We start from the raw sequence: 16,172 nt of genomic DNA, 5'->3' as shown, positions 1-16,172 counted from the left end.
GGAGGGCCGGTGCCGGTCTGCCATCACAGCACTGGAGGATCGCACCATGTCTGTCCCGTACAAGCCCAGCACCACGGCCCGCTTGCTGGCCGAGTTCCTCGGCACCTTCGTCCTCGTCTTCGGCGGTTGCGGCACCGCCGTCTTCGCCGCCCAGGTCATGGACGACGCCGCCGGCGTCAACATGGGCGTCGGCTTCCTCGGGGTCGCCTTCGCCTTCGGCCTGACCGTGGTGGTCATGGCCTACGCGGTGGGACACATCTCCGGCGGCCACTTCAACCCCGCTGTCACGCTGGGCACCGCACTGGCGGGCCGCACCAAGTGGTCCGACGTCGGCCCGTACATGCTCATCCAGATCCTCGGCGCCACGGTGGCCGGCGGCGTCCTGCTGGCGATCGCGTCCGGGAAGGCCGGATTCGACGCCCAGGAGTCCGGATTCGCCACCAACGGCTACGGCGAGCGCTCACCGGACGGCTACTCGATGCTGTCTGTCCTGCTGATCGAGATCGTCCTGACCGCCGTGTTCCTCTACGTCATCCTCGGCGTCACGGACCGCCGTGCCCCGGCCGGCTTCGGCCCCCTGGCGATCGGCCTGTCCCTGACCCTGATCCACCTCATCTCCATCCCCGTGTCCAACACCTCCGTGAACCCGGCCCGCTCCCTCGGCGTGGCCTGGTTCGCCGGCGGTGAGGCACTGGGCCAGGTCTGGCTGTTCATCCTGGCCCCGCTCGTGGGTGCCGCGATCGCCGGGCTGACCTACAACCTGCTGTTCCCGGACCGCGGAGCCGTCAACGCGGACATCGCCGGGCAGGAAGCCAACGACGCCACAGCCTGATCCGTTCCCTGCCGCGCCAGATCACACCCAGAGGTCAAAAGCGCCCCGTGGCCCCGGATGATCTCCGGGACAACGGGGCGCTCTGGCCTGCGGTTGCAGGCAAGGGTGTGCTCAGGCTCAGGCCTGGGCGCCCTCTTCGGCCGGCAGCACGAAGGAGGCGTCGATCTGGATCTTGACGGCGTCGGAGACGAGCACGCCACCGGCCGCGGCCTGCAGCGGGGCGTTCCAGGTGATGCCGAACTCCTTGCGGGAGATCTCACCGGCGGCTTCGAAGCCGGCGCGGGTCATGCCGAAGGCGTCGACGGTCTGGCCGCCGAACTCCGCCTTGAGCTGGACCGGGTTGGTGACGCCCTTGATGGTCAGGTTGCCCACGAGGGTGAACTCCTGCGGATCGTTGCCGTTGGCGCGGACCTCGGTGGAGACGAAAGTCATGTTCGGGTGGGCCTCGGTCTCGAAGAAGTCGGCAGCCTTGATGTGGGCATCGCGGTCCGGCTGGCCGGTGTCGACCGAGTTGGCGTCGATGGTGATGTCCACGTTCGAGGCGGTGGCGTCATCGGCCACGACCAGCGATCCCTCGACGGCGTTGAAGGTGCCGCGAACCTTGGAGATGCCAGCGTGGCGGACCGTGAAGTCCACATCGGTGTGGGTGGCGTCCAGGTTCCAGGTTCCGGGGGTCAATGCGGTCATGAGAAGTCTCCTTGCGTTGAAAACGGTGGCGTCCGGACCGCAGCCCGTCCGTTCCACCAATATTGGTTGAACATTCAATAGAACCATGGCGGGCCCGGAACTATTCCCCGCCCCGGCATGAACTTCGGATGAACGGATCGAGGCGCCCCTGCGGACGGCGGCCGACGGCGGCCGTTCAGCCCCGCAGGGAGCCGGGCCTCCCACCCGGTCGGCCGAGCGAATCCCCGACACCCAGGCGTCTCAACCGATCCTGGGCTCCGGTCGTTTGGATAGGCTCAAGGCAGCCCTTCAACCGATACGGTAGCCAACACCGGTGCCCGACTGAGCACCGTGAGTGTGTCTCGCCGTGATCGGTCCCTCGACAACCTGCATTGGGAGTACTTGTGAAGATTGCGATCCTCGGCGGCGACGGCTTCTGCGGCTGGCCCGCATCCCTGCACCTCTCGGACCAGGGCCACGAGGTCATCATCGTGGACAACTTCTCCCGGCGCGTGATCGACGAGGAACTCGAAGCCGAGTCCCTGACCCCCATCCGGTCCCTCTCCGAACGGCGCGCAGCCTGGCGGGAGGTCTCCGGCCGTCAGATCGGCTTCGCCTTCATCGATGTGGCCCAGGACTACGAGGGACTGCTGGAGTTCTTCCGCACCGAGCGCCCGGATGCCGTGGTGCACTTCGCCGAGCAGCGGGCCGCGCCCTATTCCATGAAGTCCTCGAAGAACAAGCGCTACACCGTGGACAACAACGTCAACGCCACGCACCACGTGCTCAGCGCGATCGTCGAGTCCGGCGTGGACATCCACCTGGTCCACCTGGGCACCATGGGCGTCTACGGCTACGGCACCGCCGGTATGAAGATCCCCGAGGGCTACCTGGACATCGAGGTCACCGCGGACGGCGACGCGAACGATGACACTAAGGGCGCTGCGAACGGCCCGTCCGAACATCCGGCCGAACCGCGGCGCATAGAACAGCAGATCCTGTATCCGAGCAATCCGGGCTCGATCTACCACCTGACCAAGGTCCTTGACCAGCACCTCTTCGCCTACTACGTGAAGAACGACTCGGTGCGGATCACCGACCTGCATCAGGGCATCATCTGGGGCACCCACACGGCCCAGACCCAGCTCGACGAGCGCCTGATCAACCGCTTCGACTATGACGGCGACTACGGCACCGTGCTGAACCGCTTCCTGATGCAGGCCGCCGTGGGCCATCCACTCACGGTGCACGGCACAGGTGGCCAGACGCGTGCGTTCATCCATCTGCAGGACATGGTGCGCTGCGTGCAGATCGCCCTGGAGAACCCTCCGGCAGCGGGCGAGCGCGTCAAGATCTTCAACCAGATGACCGAGACCCACCGCGTGCGGGACCTGGCGGAGTTGATCGGCAGGATCACCGGTGCCGAGGTGGCCATGGTGCCGAACCCGCGCAAGGAGTCCGCCGAGAACGACCTGCACGTCGTCAACGACACGTTCCTGGACCTCGGGCTCCGCCCGACCACCTTGTCCGAGGGGCTGCTGCTCGAGGTCGAACACATCGCCGAGAAGTACCGGGACCGAGCGGACCTGTCCAAGATCCCGGCTACCTCGCTCTGGACCGCCGACCAGCAGGCCGGCGTCCCGGCAGCGGCACCAGCCGGGCCGGCGTCGTCCCCGGTCCCGGTCCCGGTCCCGGAAACGGACCTCGTTCCGGATTCTGTTCCGGACCATGCCCCGGTGAAGTAGCGCGAGCGGGCCCCGCACATGCGCATCGCGATGTTCACCGAGGTCTTCCTGCCGAAGATCGACGGCGTGGTGACCCGGGTGGTGCGCACCCTGGAACAGCTCGAGGAGATGGGGCACGAGGTCCTGCTCTTCGCGCCCGGCGATCCGCCGGCGGAGTATGCCGGGCACGAGGTGGTGAGGGTGCGGAGCTTCTCGCTGCGCTACCTGTACCCGGAGTTGAAGGTGGGGGTCCCGACGCCGGCCATCGCCCGGCGGGTGGAGGCCTTCCGCCCGCACGTGGTGCACACGGTCAACCCGATCTGGCTGTCCGCCTACGGCGTGCTCTCGGCCGGGCGGCGGGACCTGCCCCAGCTGGCGAGCTTCCACACGGATGTGCCGAAGTACACGGAATCACTGCGCGTGGGCTGGGCCCGCCACCCGCTCGAGTCCTGGATCCAGTTCCTCCACAACAAGGCGGAGGTGAACCTGTGCACCTCCGGGCCCATGGTGGACCGGGCCCGTGAGGTCGGCATCCAGCGGGTGGACCTGTGGCCGAAGGCAGTGGACACGGTTGGCTACCACCCCTCCAAGGCCACGGACCAGATGCGGGCGAAGCTGACCGCGGGCCATCCCGAGGCCCCACTGGTGGTCTACGTGGGGCGCATGAGCCGCGAGAAGGACCTGGACCAGCTGGTCGAACCGATGCGCCGGGTCCGCGAGCGGGTTCCGGGTGCCCGGCTGGCGATGGTCGGCTCCGGCCCGTACCGCGAGGACCTGGAGCGGATGTTCGACCCGGCGTACACCGTGTTCACGGGCTACCTGTCCGGCGCGGACCTCGCCGCCGCCTATGCCAGCGCGGACGCCTTCGCCTTCCCCTCCACCACGGAGACCCTGGGCCTGGGCGCGCTGGAGTCGATGGCCTCGGGCGTCCCGGTGGTGGGCGCCCGCGCGGGCGGCATCCCCTTCGTGATCGACGACGGCGGCACCGGCTTCCTCGTCGACCCCGGCGATGTGGACGGCTGGGTGGACCGCCTGGCGCGCCTGCTCGGAGACCGCGGGCTCCGGACTGCGATGGGCGAGGCGGCCCGCACCGAAGCCGAGCGGCATTCCTGGCGTGCCGCCACCGAGGCCCTGGTGGGCTTCTACGATCGGGCGATCGAGACGCACTGGAGCGAGCACCGGCCGCTCAACGGCCCCTTCCTGGACCGTTTCGCCAAGCCGATGCCCCGGGCGCAGGACTGAGTCAGGCCCTGCCGCCCGCCAGGCACGTCATTCGTGTTGAGGCACACCGGCCATCGGTGTGCCTCAACACGATTGACGTGCGGCAGGACTTCTCCTTTGCGGATCCGCCCACGACGAAGGCCCCGGATCCATGATCCGGGGCCTTCGCTGTATTGACTCGCGTGCGCGAGGGGGGACTTGAACCCCCACGTCCTTTCGAACACTGGCACCTGAAGCCAGCGCGTCTGCCAATTCCGCCACTCGCGCGAGGTTTTGGTCTGTCTTCCCGGTCGAAAGGCCTGTATGGAATCCTTCGTACCGGTCAGAACAGCAGGATCTATCCTATCCCCACCCCCACGGATTCCCAAATCGAGGACCCATCAAGGATCAACCGAAGGCCAACCGTGAGCCAATCGAGGGCCTGGAGCCAGCCTGGGAGATCGCATTGAAACCGCATTGAGACCCGTCACCGGCCTGTTCCTCACAGTTTGCTCATGCGTGCCGCGTACTATCGACACAGACATCTGCGGAAAGGAGCACCCCCGCGTGGGTCTTCTGGATAACCTCGAGCGCGGCCTGGAGAAGGCTGTGCAGTCAGCCTTCTCGGCCGGCGGCTCCCGAGCAGTCAAGCCGGTCGAGATCGCCAACGCCCTGAGACTGACCATGGACGATGAGGCCATGGTCCTCTCCGAGGGCCGCACTTTCGTGCCCAACGTCTTCATCATCCGGTTCTCCACCCCGGACTTCGAATTGGCCCGCAAATGGGGCTCCGCCCTGGCAGAGGAACTCTGTGACGAGGCCATCCGGCACGCCCGGGACCAGGGCTACACGCTGCACGGCCCGGTCCGCGTCACCTTCGTGGAGGAGGCGTCGCTGCGCGCCGGCAAGCTGGACATCGAGTCCGCCTCGGACCGCTCCGGCGGTTCGGACCAGATGCACGACGCCGGCTCGTCGCCTTCCGGGACCGGCTCGGCCGCCGTCGTGGACCAGGCTCCGGTGGACCGGAACGTACCCGTTCCGCCGGTACCGCCCGTGACCTCGTCCCCGGCACCCCGACCCGCCCCCTCCCCTGCCGCGCAGGCAGTGCCTGTCCGGCGGACGCCGAGCCCGTCCCCCCAACGTCCGGCCCAGCCGTCCCAGCCGGCAGCTGCACCGCTGCAGCCCGTGCTCGAGATCGATGGCCGCAAGTACGGCATCAACGCCGATTCGATCGTGCTCGGCCGGTCCGCCGATGCGGACATCCTGGTGGAGGACACGGGCGTCTCCCGCCGCCACCTGGAGATCATCACCCGGGGCAGCACCGTCATGGCGGTGGACCTGGGCTCCACGAACGGCATCTACGTCAACGACCGTAAAGTGGACGGCTCCACCGTGCTCCGCCACGGTGACCGAATCACGATGGGACGTGTTGCCATGGTCTTCAGGATGCTGCCCGCGCGGGACTCGCCGAGCCAAGGAGGTGCCTCATGAGTGAACTTGCCGTGGCCGCCCTACGGCTGGGCCTGTTGCTGGTCATGTGGATCCTCATCATCTCGATCGTCTCCTCCCAGGGGCGGGACCTCATGGTCGGCGCCCGCAACAAGGTCCGTCCCCGCGGCAAGAACGCGGCGCCCGTCGCCGCCGGCGCAGCCGCCGGTACGGCCGTCAGCCCCAGTGGTGGCCCCAGTGGTGGTGCACCCGCCTCCGGGACCGGAGGCCAGACCACCGGCCAGCAACAGGCCCGGCCGCTGCCGACGCGGCTCCAGGTCACCGAGGGCCCACTCCAGGGCTCCGTCGTGGAACTGCACGGATCACCGCTCCTGCTCGGGCGCGCCCAAGAGGCTGACCTGGTGTTGGACGACGACTATGTCTCGGGCCGTCATGCCCGCCTGTTCCCGCAGGGCTCACGCTGGTTCCTCGAGGACCTCGGCTCCACCAACGGCACCTATGTGTCCGGCTCCCAGCTGACGCGCACCGTGGCCGTGGACCCGGGCACCCCGATCCGGATCGGCAAGACCGTCCTCGAACTGAGGTCCTGACGCCGATGCCTTTGGTCCTCCGCTTCGCTGCGCGATCCGATGTGGGCAGGGTCAGGTCGAAGAACGACGACTCTGCCTATGCCGGATTACACCTTGCCGTCGTGGCCGACGGCATGGGCGGGCACGTCGGGGGCGATGTGGCCAGCGCCTCCACGGTGCTGGACCTGGCCCCCCTGGACGCCACCGGCTATGCCAGTCCGGAGACCGTGCTGCCGGACGAGATCCAGAACGCGAACCTGATCCTCAACGACCTGGTCCATGCCAGTCCCAAGCTCGCCGGGATGGGAACCACGTGCACGGCGATGCTGCTCGCCGGGCGGACCATCCACGTGGCGCACATCGGAGACTCCCGGGCCTACCGGCTCAAGGACGACACCTTCGAGCAGATCAGCATCGACCACACCTTCGTGCAGCGGCTCGTGGACGAGGGTCGGCTGGACCCCTCCGAGGCCGAGTCACATCCGCACAAGAACGTGCTCATGCGGGTGCTCGGGGACGTGGACGCCTCCCCGGAGCTGGACATCTCGGCCGTGGACGCCGCACCCGGAGAACGGTGGCTGCTGTGCTCCGACGGGCTGACGGCCGTGGTGCCGTCCTCCGTGATCGAGCAGAAGCTGCGCCACCGGAGCGACCTGCAGGCCGTGGCCGATGAACTGGTCGAACTGACCCTGGCCGGCGGTGCCCCGGACAACGTCACCGTCGTGGCCCTGGAGGTGGACGAGGCCACCGAGGCCGAGGCGGCCCTGCCCTCGCCCGCCCACCTCTCCGACCAGGCCCTCGCCGCTGCCACCCCCGGTGAGGCCGGCCCCGTCTCCGCCTCCCTGTTGCGCGAGGACCTGGAATCCCGCCCCCACGTCCTCGTCGGCGCCGCCGACCTGGCAACCCAGACCGGCAAGATCCCGATCGTCACCCGCCGCAGCACCCAGAAGCGCGCGGCCGCCCTGTTGACCGGCGCGGCCAGCCACGGTGCCCAGGCCGACGGTGCGCTGACCGACCCGCTGGCGGTCTCCGCCGCCTCGGAGCTCATCGAGGGCCATCGTGGCCCGGTCGATGGCTCAGCTGACGGTCTCGGTGACGGCTCGGATTCCGGCGGGCCCGAACGGGAGGAAACGCGGGACGGGACCCGGGACGAGGAGCGGCCGCGCCGACGTCGTTCCGTCTTCATCCCGGTCTTCACCGCCCTGTTGGCCCTGATCTTCGCCGTGCTGTTGCTCTGGGGCTACCTGTGGACACAGACCCAGTACTACGTGGGTGCCCAGGACGGCCGGGTAGCCATTTACAACGGCGTCTCACAGCGGTTGGGTCCGATCCAGCTGTCCCACCTCGACAGCGAGACGGACGTGGCGCTGGAGGACCTGCCGGCGTATTCACGTCAACGTGTTGAATCCGGCCTGCCGGCCCGCGACCTCGAGCACGCCCAGCAGATCGTGGCCGACCTGGAGAACTCCGCGACCCCGGATCCGCCGGCCACACCGAGCCCGTCCCCGTCCGAGACGCCGAGCGATTCTCCGTCCGGGACTCCCTCGGGCAGTCCGACCTCCACGCCCCCATCCACCCCTCCAGGAGGTGATCGCTGATGTCCCAGGTTGCTTCCACCCCCCGCCCGCGGCGCAACACCGAACTGGTGCTGCTGATCTTGGGCCTGTGCATCGGCACCGGTGCCAGCGTGCTCGCCGGCCTCGGCATGGACCGGGAGATCACCTCGGATTATTGGGTGCAGGCGGCCGTGCTGGCCATCATGTCCCTGGTCTTCCACCTGGTGCTGCGGCTGCGCGCCCGGTACGCGGATCCGTACATCCTGCCGATCGTGGTCACCCTCAACGGCCTCGGGATCGCCATGATCCACCGCATCGACGTGGCCGAGGGGGACGACGCCGCCTCCCGCCAGCTGATGTGGACCGTGGTAGCCATGGGCGTGGCCATCGCCCTGCTCTGGCTGCTCAAGGACCACCGGGTCCTGCGGCGCTGGCCCTATCTGTTCCTCGCCGCCTCCGGCATCCTGCTGCTGTTGCCGCTGATCCCGGGCCTGGGCATGGAGATCAACGGCGCCCGGATCTGGATCAACCTCGGCGTGGGCTCCTTCCAGCCGGGGGAGATCGCCAAGATCACCCTGGCCATCTTCTTCGCGGGCTACCTCTCCGCCAACCGGGATCTCATCCTGCTGGCCGGCAAGAAGATCGGCCCCGTGACCTTCCCCCGCTTCCGGGACATGGGCCCGCTGGTGATCGCGTGGCTGATCTCGATGGGCGTGCTCGTGTTCCAGCGGGACCTCGGCTCCGCCATCCTGTTCTTCGGGCTGTTCATGGCCATGATCTACCTGGCCACCTCCCGGGTGTCCTGGATCATCCTCGGCCTGGTCCTCGTGGCCGTGGGCGGGCTGATCGCCGTGAACACGATCTCCCACGTGGGGCTGCGCGTGGACGCCTGGCTCCATGCCTTCGACCCGGAGGTCTACAACCGTGGGGCCGGCAGTTACCAGATCGTCCAGGGCCTGTTCGGTCTCGCCTCCGGTGGACTCCTCGGCACCGGTCTGGGCGGGGGGCGGCCAGACATCGTGGCCTACGCCAATTCGGACATGATCATCGCCTCGTTCGGAGAGGAGCTGGGCTTCATCGGCCTGTCCGCGATCCTCATGCTCTTCGTGCTGCTGGTGACCCGCATGCTCCGCGCCGCCCTGGGAACCCGTGACTCCTTCGGCAAACTCCTGGCCGCCGGGCTGGCCTTCACCATGGCCCTGCAGTGCTTCGTGGTCATCGGCGGAGTCACCATGGTGATCCCGCTGACCGGCCTCACCACGCCGTTCATGGCGGCCGGTGGCTCCTCGCTGCTGGCCAACTGGATCGTGGTGGCGCTCGTGCTGATGGTGTCCCAGTCCGCACGCAAGCCGGTCGCCGTCGGTCCCATGGTCAACGCGTCCGGCTCCGGATCAGGTCACCAAGACCGTACGTCCGGGGTTCCGGTCGAGACGCCGGCAGGAGGAGTCACCGCATGAATCAGGCCATCCGCAACTCCTGGGTCGTCATCGTCGCCATGTTCATGGTGCTCGTGGTGGCCATCTCCGTCATCCAGGTCATCGCCGCCGATGCCCTGAAGAACAACGACTTCAACTCGCGCCAGCTCTACCAGGAGTTCGGCTCCGCCCGCGGGCCGATCCTCGTGGACGGCAACCCGATCGCCGAATCGGTGGAGTCCAATGACGACTTCAACTACCAGCGCGTCTACCACGACACCGAGCTGTATTCGGGGCTGACCGGTTTCTATTCGCTGACCTACGGCGCCACCGGCCTCGAGGACAAGCTCAACCGCTATCTGGCCGGCTCCTCGGATGGCCAGTTCGTGGATCGCATCATCGAATTGTTCTCCGGCACCCAGATGGAGGGCGCCCAGGTGGAGCTGACCATCGATCCGGACATGCAGGAACTGGCCTACTCGGTGATGCCGGAGGGGGTGGAGGCTTCCGTGGTCATCACCGACCCGGAGAGCGGAGACATCCTGGCCATGGCCTCCAAACCCAGCTATGACACGAACCTGCTCGCCACGCACAGCGGGGCCGAGGCCTCGGCGAACATGGCGGAGCTGCAGTCCGTACCGGGCTTGAGCCCCTACCTGAACCGGCCCACCGCCTCTCTGCCGGCTCCGGGTTCCACGTTCAAGCTCATCGACACGGTGGCCATGCTCGAGTCCGGCGAGTACCAGCCGGATCAGGTCCTCGACGTGCCGGACTCCATCACCCTGCCGAACACGACCACGCCCCTGGGCAACTTCGGCGGTGGCCTGTGCGGCAGGCTGGACGAGGCCACCCTCGCCGAGATCTTCGCCCAGTCCTGCAACACGCCCTTCGCCCTCGCGGCCATGGAGCTGGGCCAGGACCGGATCCGCACCACGGCGGAGAACTTCGGCTTCAACGAGTCCTTCGACATCCCCCTGACGGTCGCTGCCTCGCAGTTCCCCGAGGACCTGGATGACGCCGCCCTGGCCCAGTCCTCGATCGGCCAGCGGGACGTCAAGGCCACCGCCCTGCAGATGAACATGGTGGCCGCCGCCATCGCCAACGACGGGACGATGATGAAACCGCAGCTGATCGACACGATCCGCGGCTCGGACCTGACGCTGCTGGAGGACGTGCAGCCCGAGGTCTTCAAGCGCTCCACCACCCCGGAGATCGCCGAGCAGATGACGGAGCTGATGCGCGGTCCCCTGGACGGCGGCACGGCCTACCGCGCCCAGTCCGAGACCGTGGACATCGCCGCCAAGACCGGCACCGCCCAGTTGGGTGCGGACAACGACCTGGTCAACTCGTGGATCACCGGATTCGCTCCGGCTGATGACCCCCAAGTGGCCGTCACGATCGTGTACCAGAACATCGACTTCGACACCGGCAGTGAGCTGACGTCGACCAACCTGAAGGAAATCATGGAGGCGGTGGTCACACAGTGAGGCCGACATCGGGTATCACGCTGGGCGGCAGGTATCAGCTCACCGAGCGCATCGCCATCGGCGGCATGGGCGAGGTCTGGAAGGCCAAGGACAAGATCCTGGGCCGGCTGACGGCGGTGAAGATCCTCAAGGAGGAGTACACCGGTGACGCGAATTTCCTGCGCCGCTTCCGGGCGGAGGCCCAGCACACGGCGTTGCTGAACCATCCCGGGGTCGCGAACGTCTTCGACTACGGCGAGGAGGACGGCTCCGGCTACCTCGTCATGGAGTTGGTTCCCGGGCCGCCGCTCTCGGCGATCCTTGACAAGGAGAAGGTCCTCTCCCCGGACCGGACCCTGAACATCATCGCCCAGACCGCCCGTGCCCTGTCCGCCGCCCACGCCCAGGGCCTGGTGCACCGCGACGTGAAGCCCGGGAACCTGTTGATCACTCCGCACGGGCGGGTCAAGGTCACCGACTTCGGCATCGCCCGGCTCGCCGACCAGGTGCCGTTGACCGCCACCGGCCAGGTCATGGGTACCGCCCAGTACCTGGCTCCGGAACAGGCCACGGGACAGCAGGCCACCGGTTCCTCGGACATCTACTCCCTCGGTGTCATCGGCTACGAGAGCCTCGTGGGACACCGTCCCTTCTCCGGCGAGTCCCAGATCGCGATCGCGCTGGCCCAGGTCAACGACCCACCGCCGCCCCTGCCGGACACCATCCCCGAACCGGTGCGGGCCCTGATCATGTCCATGCTGGCCAAGGAGGCCCATGAGCGTCCGGCCAACGCCACCGCCCTGGCCGAGGCCGCGGAGTCCCTGCGTCAGCAGGACACGGCGGCCGCTGCCGCCGCCGTTCCCGGGATGATTCCGTTCCTGACCGGGGGAGCCGCCGCCGCGGCTCTTGCCGCTCAAGGCGCCCAGACCCAAGCCATCACGCAGGCCGTGGACTACTCGGGCATGTCAGAGACCCATGCCACCGAGGTCATCAGCGGTGCCTCCGGTTCGGAGGGCACGGGCACCTCCGCGCTGCCCGTGACAGAGGCCGCCGGTGCCGGCGCAGCCGGTGCCATCTCCGCCACGGAGGACCCGGATGCCTACCGCGCCGGGGACTCCCTGGACCCGGACGCCGAGGGCTACAACGACCAGCTGGATCGCACGGCCGGACGCAAGAAGCGCAGCCCGTGGACCTGGCCGATGATCGGGCTGCTCGCCCTGATCGTCTTCGTCATCCTCGGCATTTGGCTCGGGCCCCAGTTGACCGGTGGCGGTGGCGAGGAGTCCTCCTCGGCTCCGGTGACCTCCGCCCCCGAATCGCCGTCTTCCAGCTCCTCAGGACCGGAGACCGTATCCATCAGTTCGGACGACTACATAGGTTCGGACATCACCACGGTCGAGGCTGCGCTGCGGGACCTGGGCATGAACGTCACCAGCCAGGAGGTCCCGAGCGAAGAGCGCCAGGGGATGGTCCTGACCCTGTCGCACACTGGCGACGTCCCGGTGGGAACCCGGATCACCGTGCGCTACTCCGCGGGTCCCCCGCCGGAGCCCACCACCCAGGCGCCCTCCACCCAGGTGCCGACCACCCAGGCTCCGACCACTCAGGCCCCGACCACGCGAACCCCGCCTCAGGAAACCGCCACGCAGGCACCGCCGGACGAGACCACCCCGCAGGAACCCACGGAGGAGCCCACCCAGGAGCCGACCGAGGATCCCACTACCCAGGAACCGACGCCGAATCCGACGGTCACCGACGAGCCGGCACCCTAACCACGACGACAGCGGAGGGACCGGCCCCGAAACCGCCGGCCTGGATCTCCTCGACCACCGCCAGTACTCGCATCCCAGAACAGGACGAACGACAGTGCCACATCAACGCATCCTCAACGGCCGTTACGAGGTCGGTGACCTCATCGGCCGGGGTGGCATGGCCGATGTGTTCCAGGGTCGGGACCAGAAACTCGGTCGCAAGATCGCCATCAAGCTGATGCGCCCGGACCTGGCCCGCGATCCACAGTTCCAGTCGCGGTTCCGCCGGGAGGCCCAGTCCTCCGCCGCGCTGAATCACCCGAACATCGTCTCGGTGTTCGACACGGGCGAGGAACGGTTCGAGGACGGCGCCTACCAGGGAGTTGCCTGCCCGTTCATGGTCATGGAGTTCGTGGACGGCCGCACGCTGCGCGACCTGCTGCGCCATGACGAGATCACCGTGGACCAGGCCATCGAGTGGACCTCCGGGGTGCTGGCCGCGCTGAACTACAGCCACGAGGAAGGCATCGTCCACCGGGACATCAAGCCAGCCAACATCATGGTCACCAAGTCCGGGGCCGTGAAGGTCATGGACTTCGGCATCGCCCGCGCCCTGTCCGATTCGGCCGCCACGATGACCCAGACCCAAGCCGTGGTCGGAACCGCCCAATACCTGTCACCGGAGCAGGCCCGGGGCGAGACCGTGGATTCGCGGTCGGACCTGTACTCGGCCGGCTGCCTGCTGTTCGAGCTGTTGACCGGGCGCCCGCCGTTCGTGGGGGATTCCGCCGTGGCCGTGGCCTACCAGCACGTCCGGGAGGAACCACCGGTTCCCTCCACGCTCAACCCGACCGTCTCGCCTGCCCTGGACGCCGTGGTCTCCCGCTCCCTGGCGAAGGACCGCGTGGACCGGTTCCAGTCCGGCCTGGAATTCCGTGCCAGCCTGAACCGGGCAGCCGAGCAGCCCGACGCCGGCCCTGCGCAGCACTCGTCCCGCTCGGCTGCCGCTGGGGACCGATCCGGTGGCATTGCCGGCGCCACCGCCGGCTCCGCCGCGGGGGCAGCCGCCGGTGCCGCCGCCGTCGGGATGCATCCGGACGGCGCCACGGAGGCCATGACGGCCGTCTCTCCCCGGCCGGAGGGAGAGACCAGGGCGATGGCCGCCGTCGGGAATGAGTCCGGTAGCGAACCCAGGACCGAGAGGTACACGGGCCTCTCGGGTGACCGGTACTCCGGCCAGCAGACCGGGGAACTCGCGGCCCCGACCGCGTCCACGCCTCCCGCACCGCCGGAGGACACGGGCCACCCGCTGGACCTGGGCGACGAGCCGCGCCAGCCCGTCCCACCGAAGAAGCGCAAGGCACACCGTGTCTGGGTGCCCATCCTCGTGGTCATCCTGGCCTTGGGCGCCGTGGCCGGTGGGTGGTTCCTGATGGAGGAACTAAACCGGCGCAATGTGGAAGCCAATCAGGTGACGGTCCCGTCCGTGGCCGAGATGACCCAGATCGAGGCCCAGAACGCGCTGACCTCCGCGGAACTGCGGCCCATCCTGGAAGAGGTTCACGATGACGAGGTCCAGCGGGATCTGGCCGTCGGCACTGAACCTGACAGCGGAACCATCGTCCAGAAGAACCAGGAGATCACCCTCTTCATCTCCAAGGGTCCCGAACAAGTGGAGATCTCCGCGGACCTGGCCGGGCAGTCGGAGGCCACGGCGCGGGACACCCTTGAGGGACTGGGTCTGTCCATCTCCTCAGTCCGCTATGTCCCCTCCGCCGACGTCCCGCGGGACCGGCTGGTCGGCACTTCCCCGGAACTCGGAGCCACCGTGAAGTCGGGCTCCTCCGTGGAGCTGCAGATGTCCTCTGGCAACGTCGAGGTGCCCAGCCTCATCGGCCTGACCCAGGAGGAGGCCCGAGCGGCCCTGGGGGAGTTGGGCCTGCAGATGACCGTCTCCGAGGTGGAACGCGAAGCACCGGTGGAACCGGGCACCGTGGTCGGTCAGGAACAGCCCGAGGGAACCGAGGTGCCCCAGGACTCTTCCGTCACGGTCGAGGTGGCGAAGGCCCCCGAGGAGCCGTCTGCCTCTCCGTCTCCATCTCCATCGAGTGAGTCGCCCAGCGGCTCCCCGAGTCCGAGCGACTCCGCGTCCGGCTCACCCAGCGAGTCGCCCAGCCCGTCAGAATCCTCGGCCGGCGCCTCCGGGTCCCAGCCCACCGGACCGGGCAACAATCGAGGCCGCGGGCAAGGCGACTGAGCGGCCGGCTCTCCGGAGGCGGCGGCGGGACGTTAGTTCGTCACCGGTGAGGTCAGTTCATCACGGGTGAGAGGGTGTCGGCCCGGGCGGCCGCACCCGCCATCCCAAGGTATTCGAGCCAGTTGCCCAGCATCCGGTAGCCGCCCTCGGTCAGTACGGACTCCGGGTGGAACTGAACGCCCCACAGCGGAGCGCTGCGATGGGCCACACCCATGACGATCCCGCCGTCCGTCTCCGCGGTGATCTCCAGTTCCTCGGGGATGGTGGCGCGCACGGCCGCCAGGGAATGGTAGCGGGTAGCGGTGAAGGGGTCAGGGACGCCGGCGAACATCGGGTGCCCCCCGTGGACGACCCGGGAGGTCTTGCCATGCATCAGTTCCTCGGCGTGCGTCACGGTGGCCCCGTGGGCCTCGGAGATCGCCTGATGCCCCAGGCAGACCCCGTAGAGGGGCTTGGCATGCGTGGCGGCCCACCGGACCATATCCGTGCTGATGCCGGCTTCGGCGGGTGTTCCAGGGCCGGGGGACAACAGGATCCCGTCCCGCTCGGCTGCGAGCTCGGTCGCCTCATCGAGGCTCACGGCGTCATTGCGGACCACGAGGGTGTCCGCCCCCAGTTCCCGGAGATACCCCACGAGCGTGTAGACGAAGCTGTCATAGTTGTCGACCACGAGGATCCGGGCGGAGGATCCAGCCCCGGAGACGGTGGCATGGTCCGAGTCGGTGGCTGCGGTCGGGGAGGTCATGAGCGGAGGTCCCATCGAGTGTCGGGCGGGCAGGGCAGCGGAGGCGGGTCCGGAGGTACTCGGCGCGTCGGGGCGAGCCCCGTTGGACTCACGGGCGGGCCCATCTTCTCCATTGGTTCGCCGCTAGACTGGGCCGAGTACTTCATCTGAAGCAGACTACGCCGTGACCGGTCCCGGTGCGGCGACGTGACCGAACCATCGTGGACAGGAATCGAAGTGCCCGAGTCGAAGTCCCGCAAGACCGGCCAGATCGGCCAGAAGAGCAAGAGCCCTGCGCGGGCCGAGCGAGGCCAGCGCCGGGCCGATCTCCGTGCGGAGAAGCCCGAGCCGGGCCCGCTGCCCACCTGGTACAAGGCCATCATGTTCGGCCTGATGATCGTCGGCCTGCTATGGATCGTCGTCTACTACCTCACCATGGGCGTGGCTCCCATCCCACAAGTCGGTGGCTGGAACATCGGCATTGGCTTCGGCGTCGCCTGCGTGGGCTTCCTCATGACCACACGTTGGCGCTAGACGCCTCCCGTCTGTACGGCCACGCGTTG

Annotated in this window: 13 protein-coding genes and 1 tRNA gene; 11 read left to right on the top strand and 3 right to left on the bottom strand. The window is 68.2% G+C overall.

The features are described from left to right. Positions 1-46 precede the first annotated feature (46 nt). Entirely contained in the window at positions 47-832 is a 786-nt protein-coding gene (gene aqpZ / locus C8E99_RS12070) for an aquaporin Z (protein WP_115932493.1), read from the top strand. A gap of 117 nt (positions 833-949) precedes the next feature. Here aqpZ and C8E99_RS12065 read toward each other — a convergent pair whose 3' ends face one another. After that, positions 950-1,519: a YceI family protein gene (locus C8E99_RS12065; RefSeq protein ID WP_115932492.1), complete on the bottom strand. Its 570-nt coding sequence runs from the start codon at positions 1,517-1,519 to the stop codon at positions 950-952. 383 nt (positions 1,520-1,902) lie between these two features. On the opposite strand from C8E99_RS12065, the gene C8E99_RS12060 reads away from it, so the two are divergent. Next, complete coding sequence (locus C8E99_RS12060) at positions 1,903-3,243, top strand: NAD-dependent epimerase/dehydratase family protein (RefSeq protein WP_115932491.1); 1,341 nt, start codon at positions 1,903-1,905, stop codon at positions 3,241-3,243. A gap of 18 nt (positions 3,244-3,261) precedes the next feature. Beyond that, a complete protein-coding gene (locus C8E99_RS12055) occupies positions 3,262-4,464 on the top strand; it encodes a glycosyltransferase (RefSeq protein ID WP_115932490.1) in 1,203 nt (400 codons plus the stop codon). A gap of 162 nt (positions 4,465-4,626) precedes the next feature. Here the strand turns inward: C8E99_RS12055 and C8E99_RS12050 are convergent. Beyond that, positions 4,627-4,710: transfer RNA gene (locus C8E99_RS12050), tRNA-Leu, on the bottom strand. A 279-nt stretch (positions 4,711-4,989) separates the two neighbouring features. Between C8E99_RS12050 and C8E99_RS12045 the strand changes: the two genes are divergently transcribed. The 7 genes from C8E99_RS12045 to pknB all read left to right on the top strand — a co-directional run bounded on the left by C8E99_RS12045 (position 4,990) and on the right by pknB (position 14,885). Further along, positions 4,990-5,913, top strand: coding sequence for an FHA domain-containing protein (locus C8E99_RS12045; RefSeq protein WP_115932489.1), 924 nt, complete (start codon positions 4,990-4,992; stop codon positions 5,911-5,913). Then, the gene (locus C8E99_RS12040; RefSeq protein WP_115932488.1) at positions 5,910-6,461 is read left to right on the top strand and encodes an FHA domain-containing protein FhaB/FipA; all 552 of its coding nucleotides are present in this window, start codon (positions 5,910-5,912) and stop codon (positions 6,459-6,461) included. Before C8E99_RS12045 ends, C8E99_RS12040 begins: the two co-directional genes overlap by 4 nt. 5 nt (positions 6,462-6,466) lie before the next feature. Beyond that, entirely contained in the window at positions 6,467-8,038 is a 1,572-nt protein-coding gene (locus C8E99_RS12035; RefSeq protein ID WP_115932487.1) for a PP2C family protein-serine/threonine phosphatase, read from the top strand. Continuing rightward, entirely contained in the window at positions 8,038-9,453 is a 1,416-nt protein-coding gene (locus C8E99_RS12030; RefSeq protein WP_115932486.1) for an FtsW/RodA/SpoVE family cell cycle protein, read from the top strand. Before C8E99_RS12035 ends, C8E99_RS12030 begins: the two co-directional genes overlap by 1 nt. Next, on the top strand, positions 9,450-10,898 hold the full coding sequence (locus C8E99_RS12025; RefSeq protein WP_115932485.1) for a penicillin-binding transpeptidase domain-containing protein: 1,449 nt from the start codon (positions 9,450-9,452) through the stop codon (positions 10,896-10,898). The genes C8E99_RS12030 and C8E99_RS12025 overlap by 4 nt, the downstream gene beginning before the upstream one ends. Then, positions 10,895-12,649 carry a protein kinase domain-containing protein gene (locus tag C8E99_RS12020; protein WP_115932484.1) on the top strand — a complete coding sequence of 585 codons (1,755 nt, stop codon included), beginning with the start codon at positions 10,895-10,897 and terminating at the stop codon, positions 12,647-12,649. The genes C8E99_RS12025 and C8E99_RS12020 overlap by 4 nt, the downstream gene beginning before the upstream one ends. 94 nt (positions 12,650-12,743) lie before the next feature. Next, complete coding sequence (pknB, locus tag C8E99_RS12015; protein WP_115932483.1) at positions 12,744-14,885, top strand: Stk1 family PASTA domain-containing Ser/Thr kinase; 2,142 nt, start codon at positions 12,744-12,746, stop codon at positions 14,883-14,885. Positions 14,886-14,937: 52 nt separating this feature from the next. On the opposite strand, the gene C8E99_RS12010 is transcribed toward pknB, so the two are convergent. Continuing rightward, positions 14,938-15,630: an anthranilate synthase component II gene (locus C8E99_RS12010; protein WP_115932482.1), complete on the bottom strand. Its 693-nt coding sequence runs from the start codon at positions 15,628-15,630 to the stop codon at positions 14,938-14,940. A 216-nt stretch (positions 15,631-15,846) separates the two neighbouring features. Here C8E99_RS12010 and C8E99_RS12005 point away from each other — a divergent pair, with 216 nt between their 5' ends. Then, on the top strand, positions 15,847-16,143 hold the full coding sequence (locus C8E99_RS12005) for a cell division protein CrgA (protein WP_115932481.1): 297 nt from the start codon (positions 15,847-15,849) through the stop codon (positions 16,141-16,143). Positions 16,144-16,172 lie beyond the last annotated feature (29 nt).

The sequence above is a fragment of the Citricoccus muralis genome, from assembly GCF_003386075.1.
Taxonomy (GTDB): Bacteria; Actinomycetota; Actinomycetes; order Actinomycetales; family Micrococcaceae; genus Citricoccus; species Citricoccus muralis.
Note: the sequence above shows the minus strand (reverse complement) of the source record. Positions and strands in the feature narration are given on the sequence as shown.

What these genes read in the sequence shown, in the direction of transcription:
- C8E99_RS12065 (WP_115932492.1), bottom strand. Translation starts at nt 1,519, where the DNA reads ATGACCGCATTGACCCCCGGAACCTGGAACCTGGACGCCACCCACACC.
- aqpZ (WP_115932493.1), top strand. Translation starts at nt 47, where the DNA reads ATGTCTGTCCCGTACAAGCCCAGCACCACGGCCCGCTTGCTGGCCGAG.
- C8E99_RS12035 (WP_115932487.1), top strand. Translation starts at nt 6,467, where the DNA reads ATGCCTTTGGTCCTCCGCTTCGCTGCGCGATCCGATGTGGGCAGGGTC.
- C8E99_RS12055 (WP_115932490.1), top strand. Translation starts at nt 3,262, where the DNA reads ATGCGCATCGCGATGTTCACCGAGGTCTTCCTGCCGAAGATCGACGGC.
- C8E99_RS12030 (WP_115932486.1), top strand. Translation starts at nt 8,038, where the DNA reads ATGTCCCAGGTTGCTTCCACCCCCCGCCCGCGGCGCAACACCGAACTG.
- C8E99_RS12040 (WP_115932488.1), top strand. Translation starts at nt 5,910, where the DNA reads ATGAGTGAACTTGCCGTGGCCGCCCTACGGCTGGGCCTGTTGCTGGTC.
- C8E99_RS12010 (WP_115932482.1), bottom strand. Translation starts at nt 15,630, where the DNA reads ATGACCTCCCCGACCGCAGCCACCGACTCGGACCATGCCACCGTCTCC.
- C8E99_RS12025 (WP_115932485.1), top strand. Translation starts at nt 9,450, where the DNA reads ATGAATCAGGCCATCCGCAACTCCTGGGTCGTCATCGTCGCCATGTTC.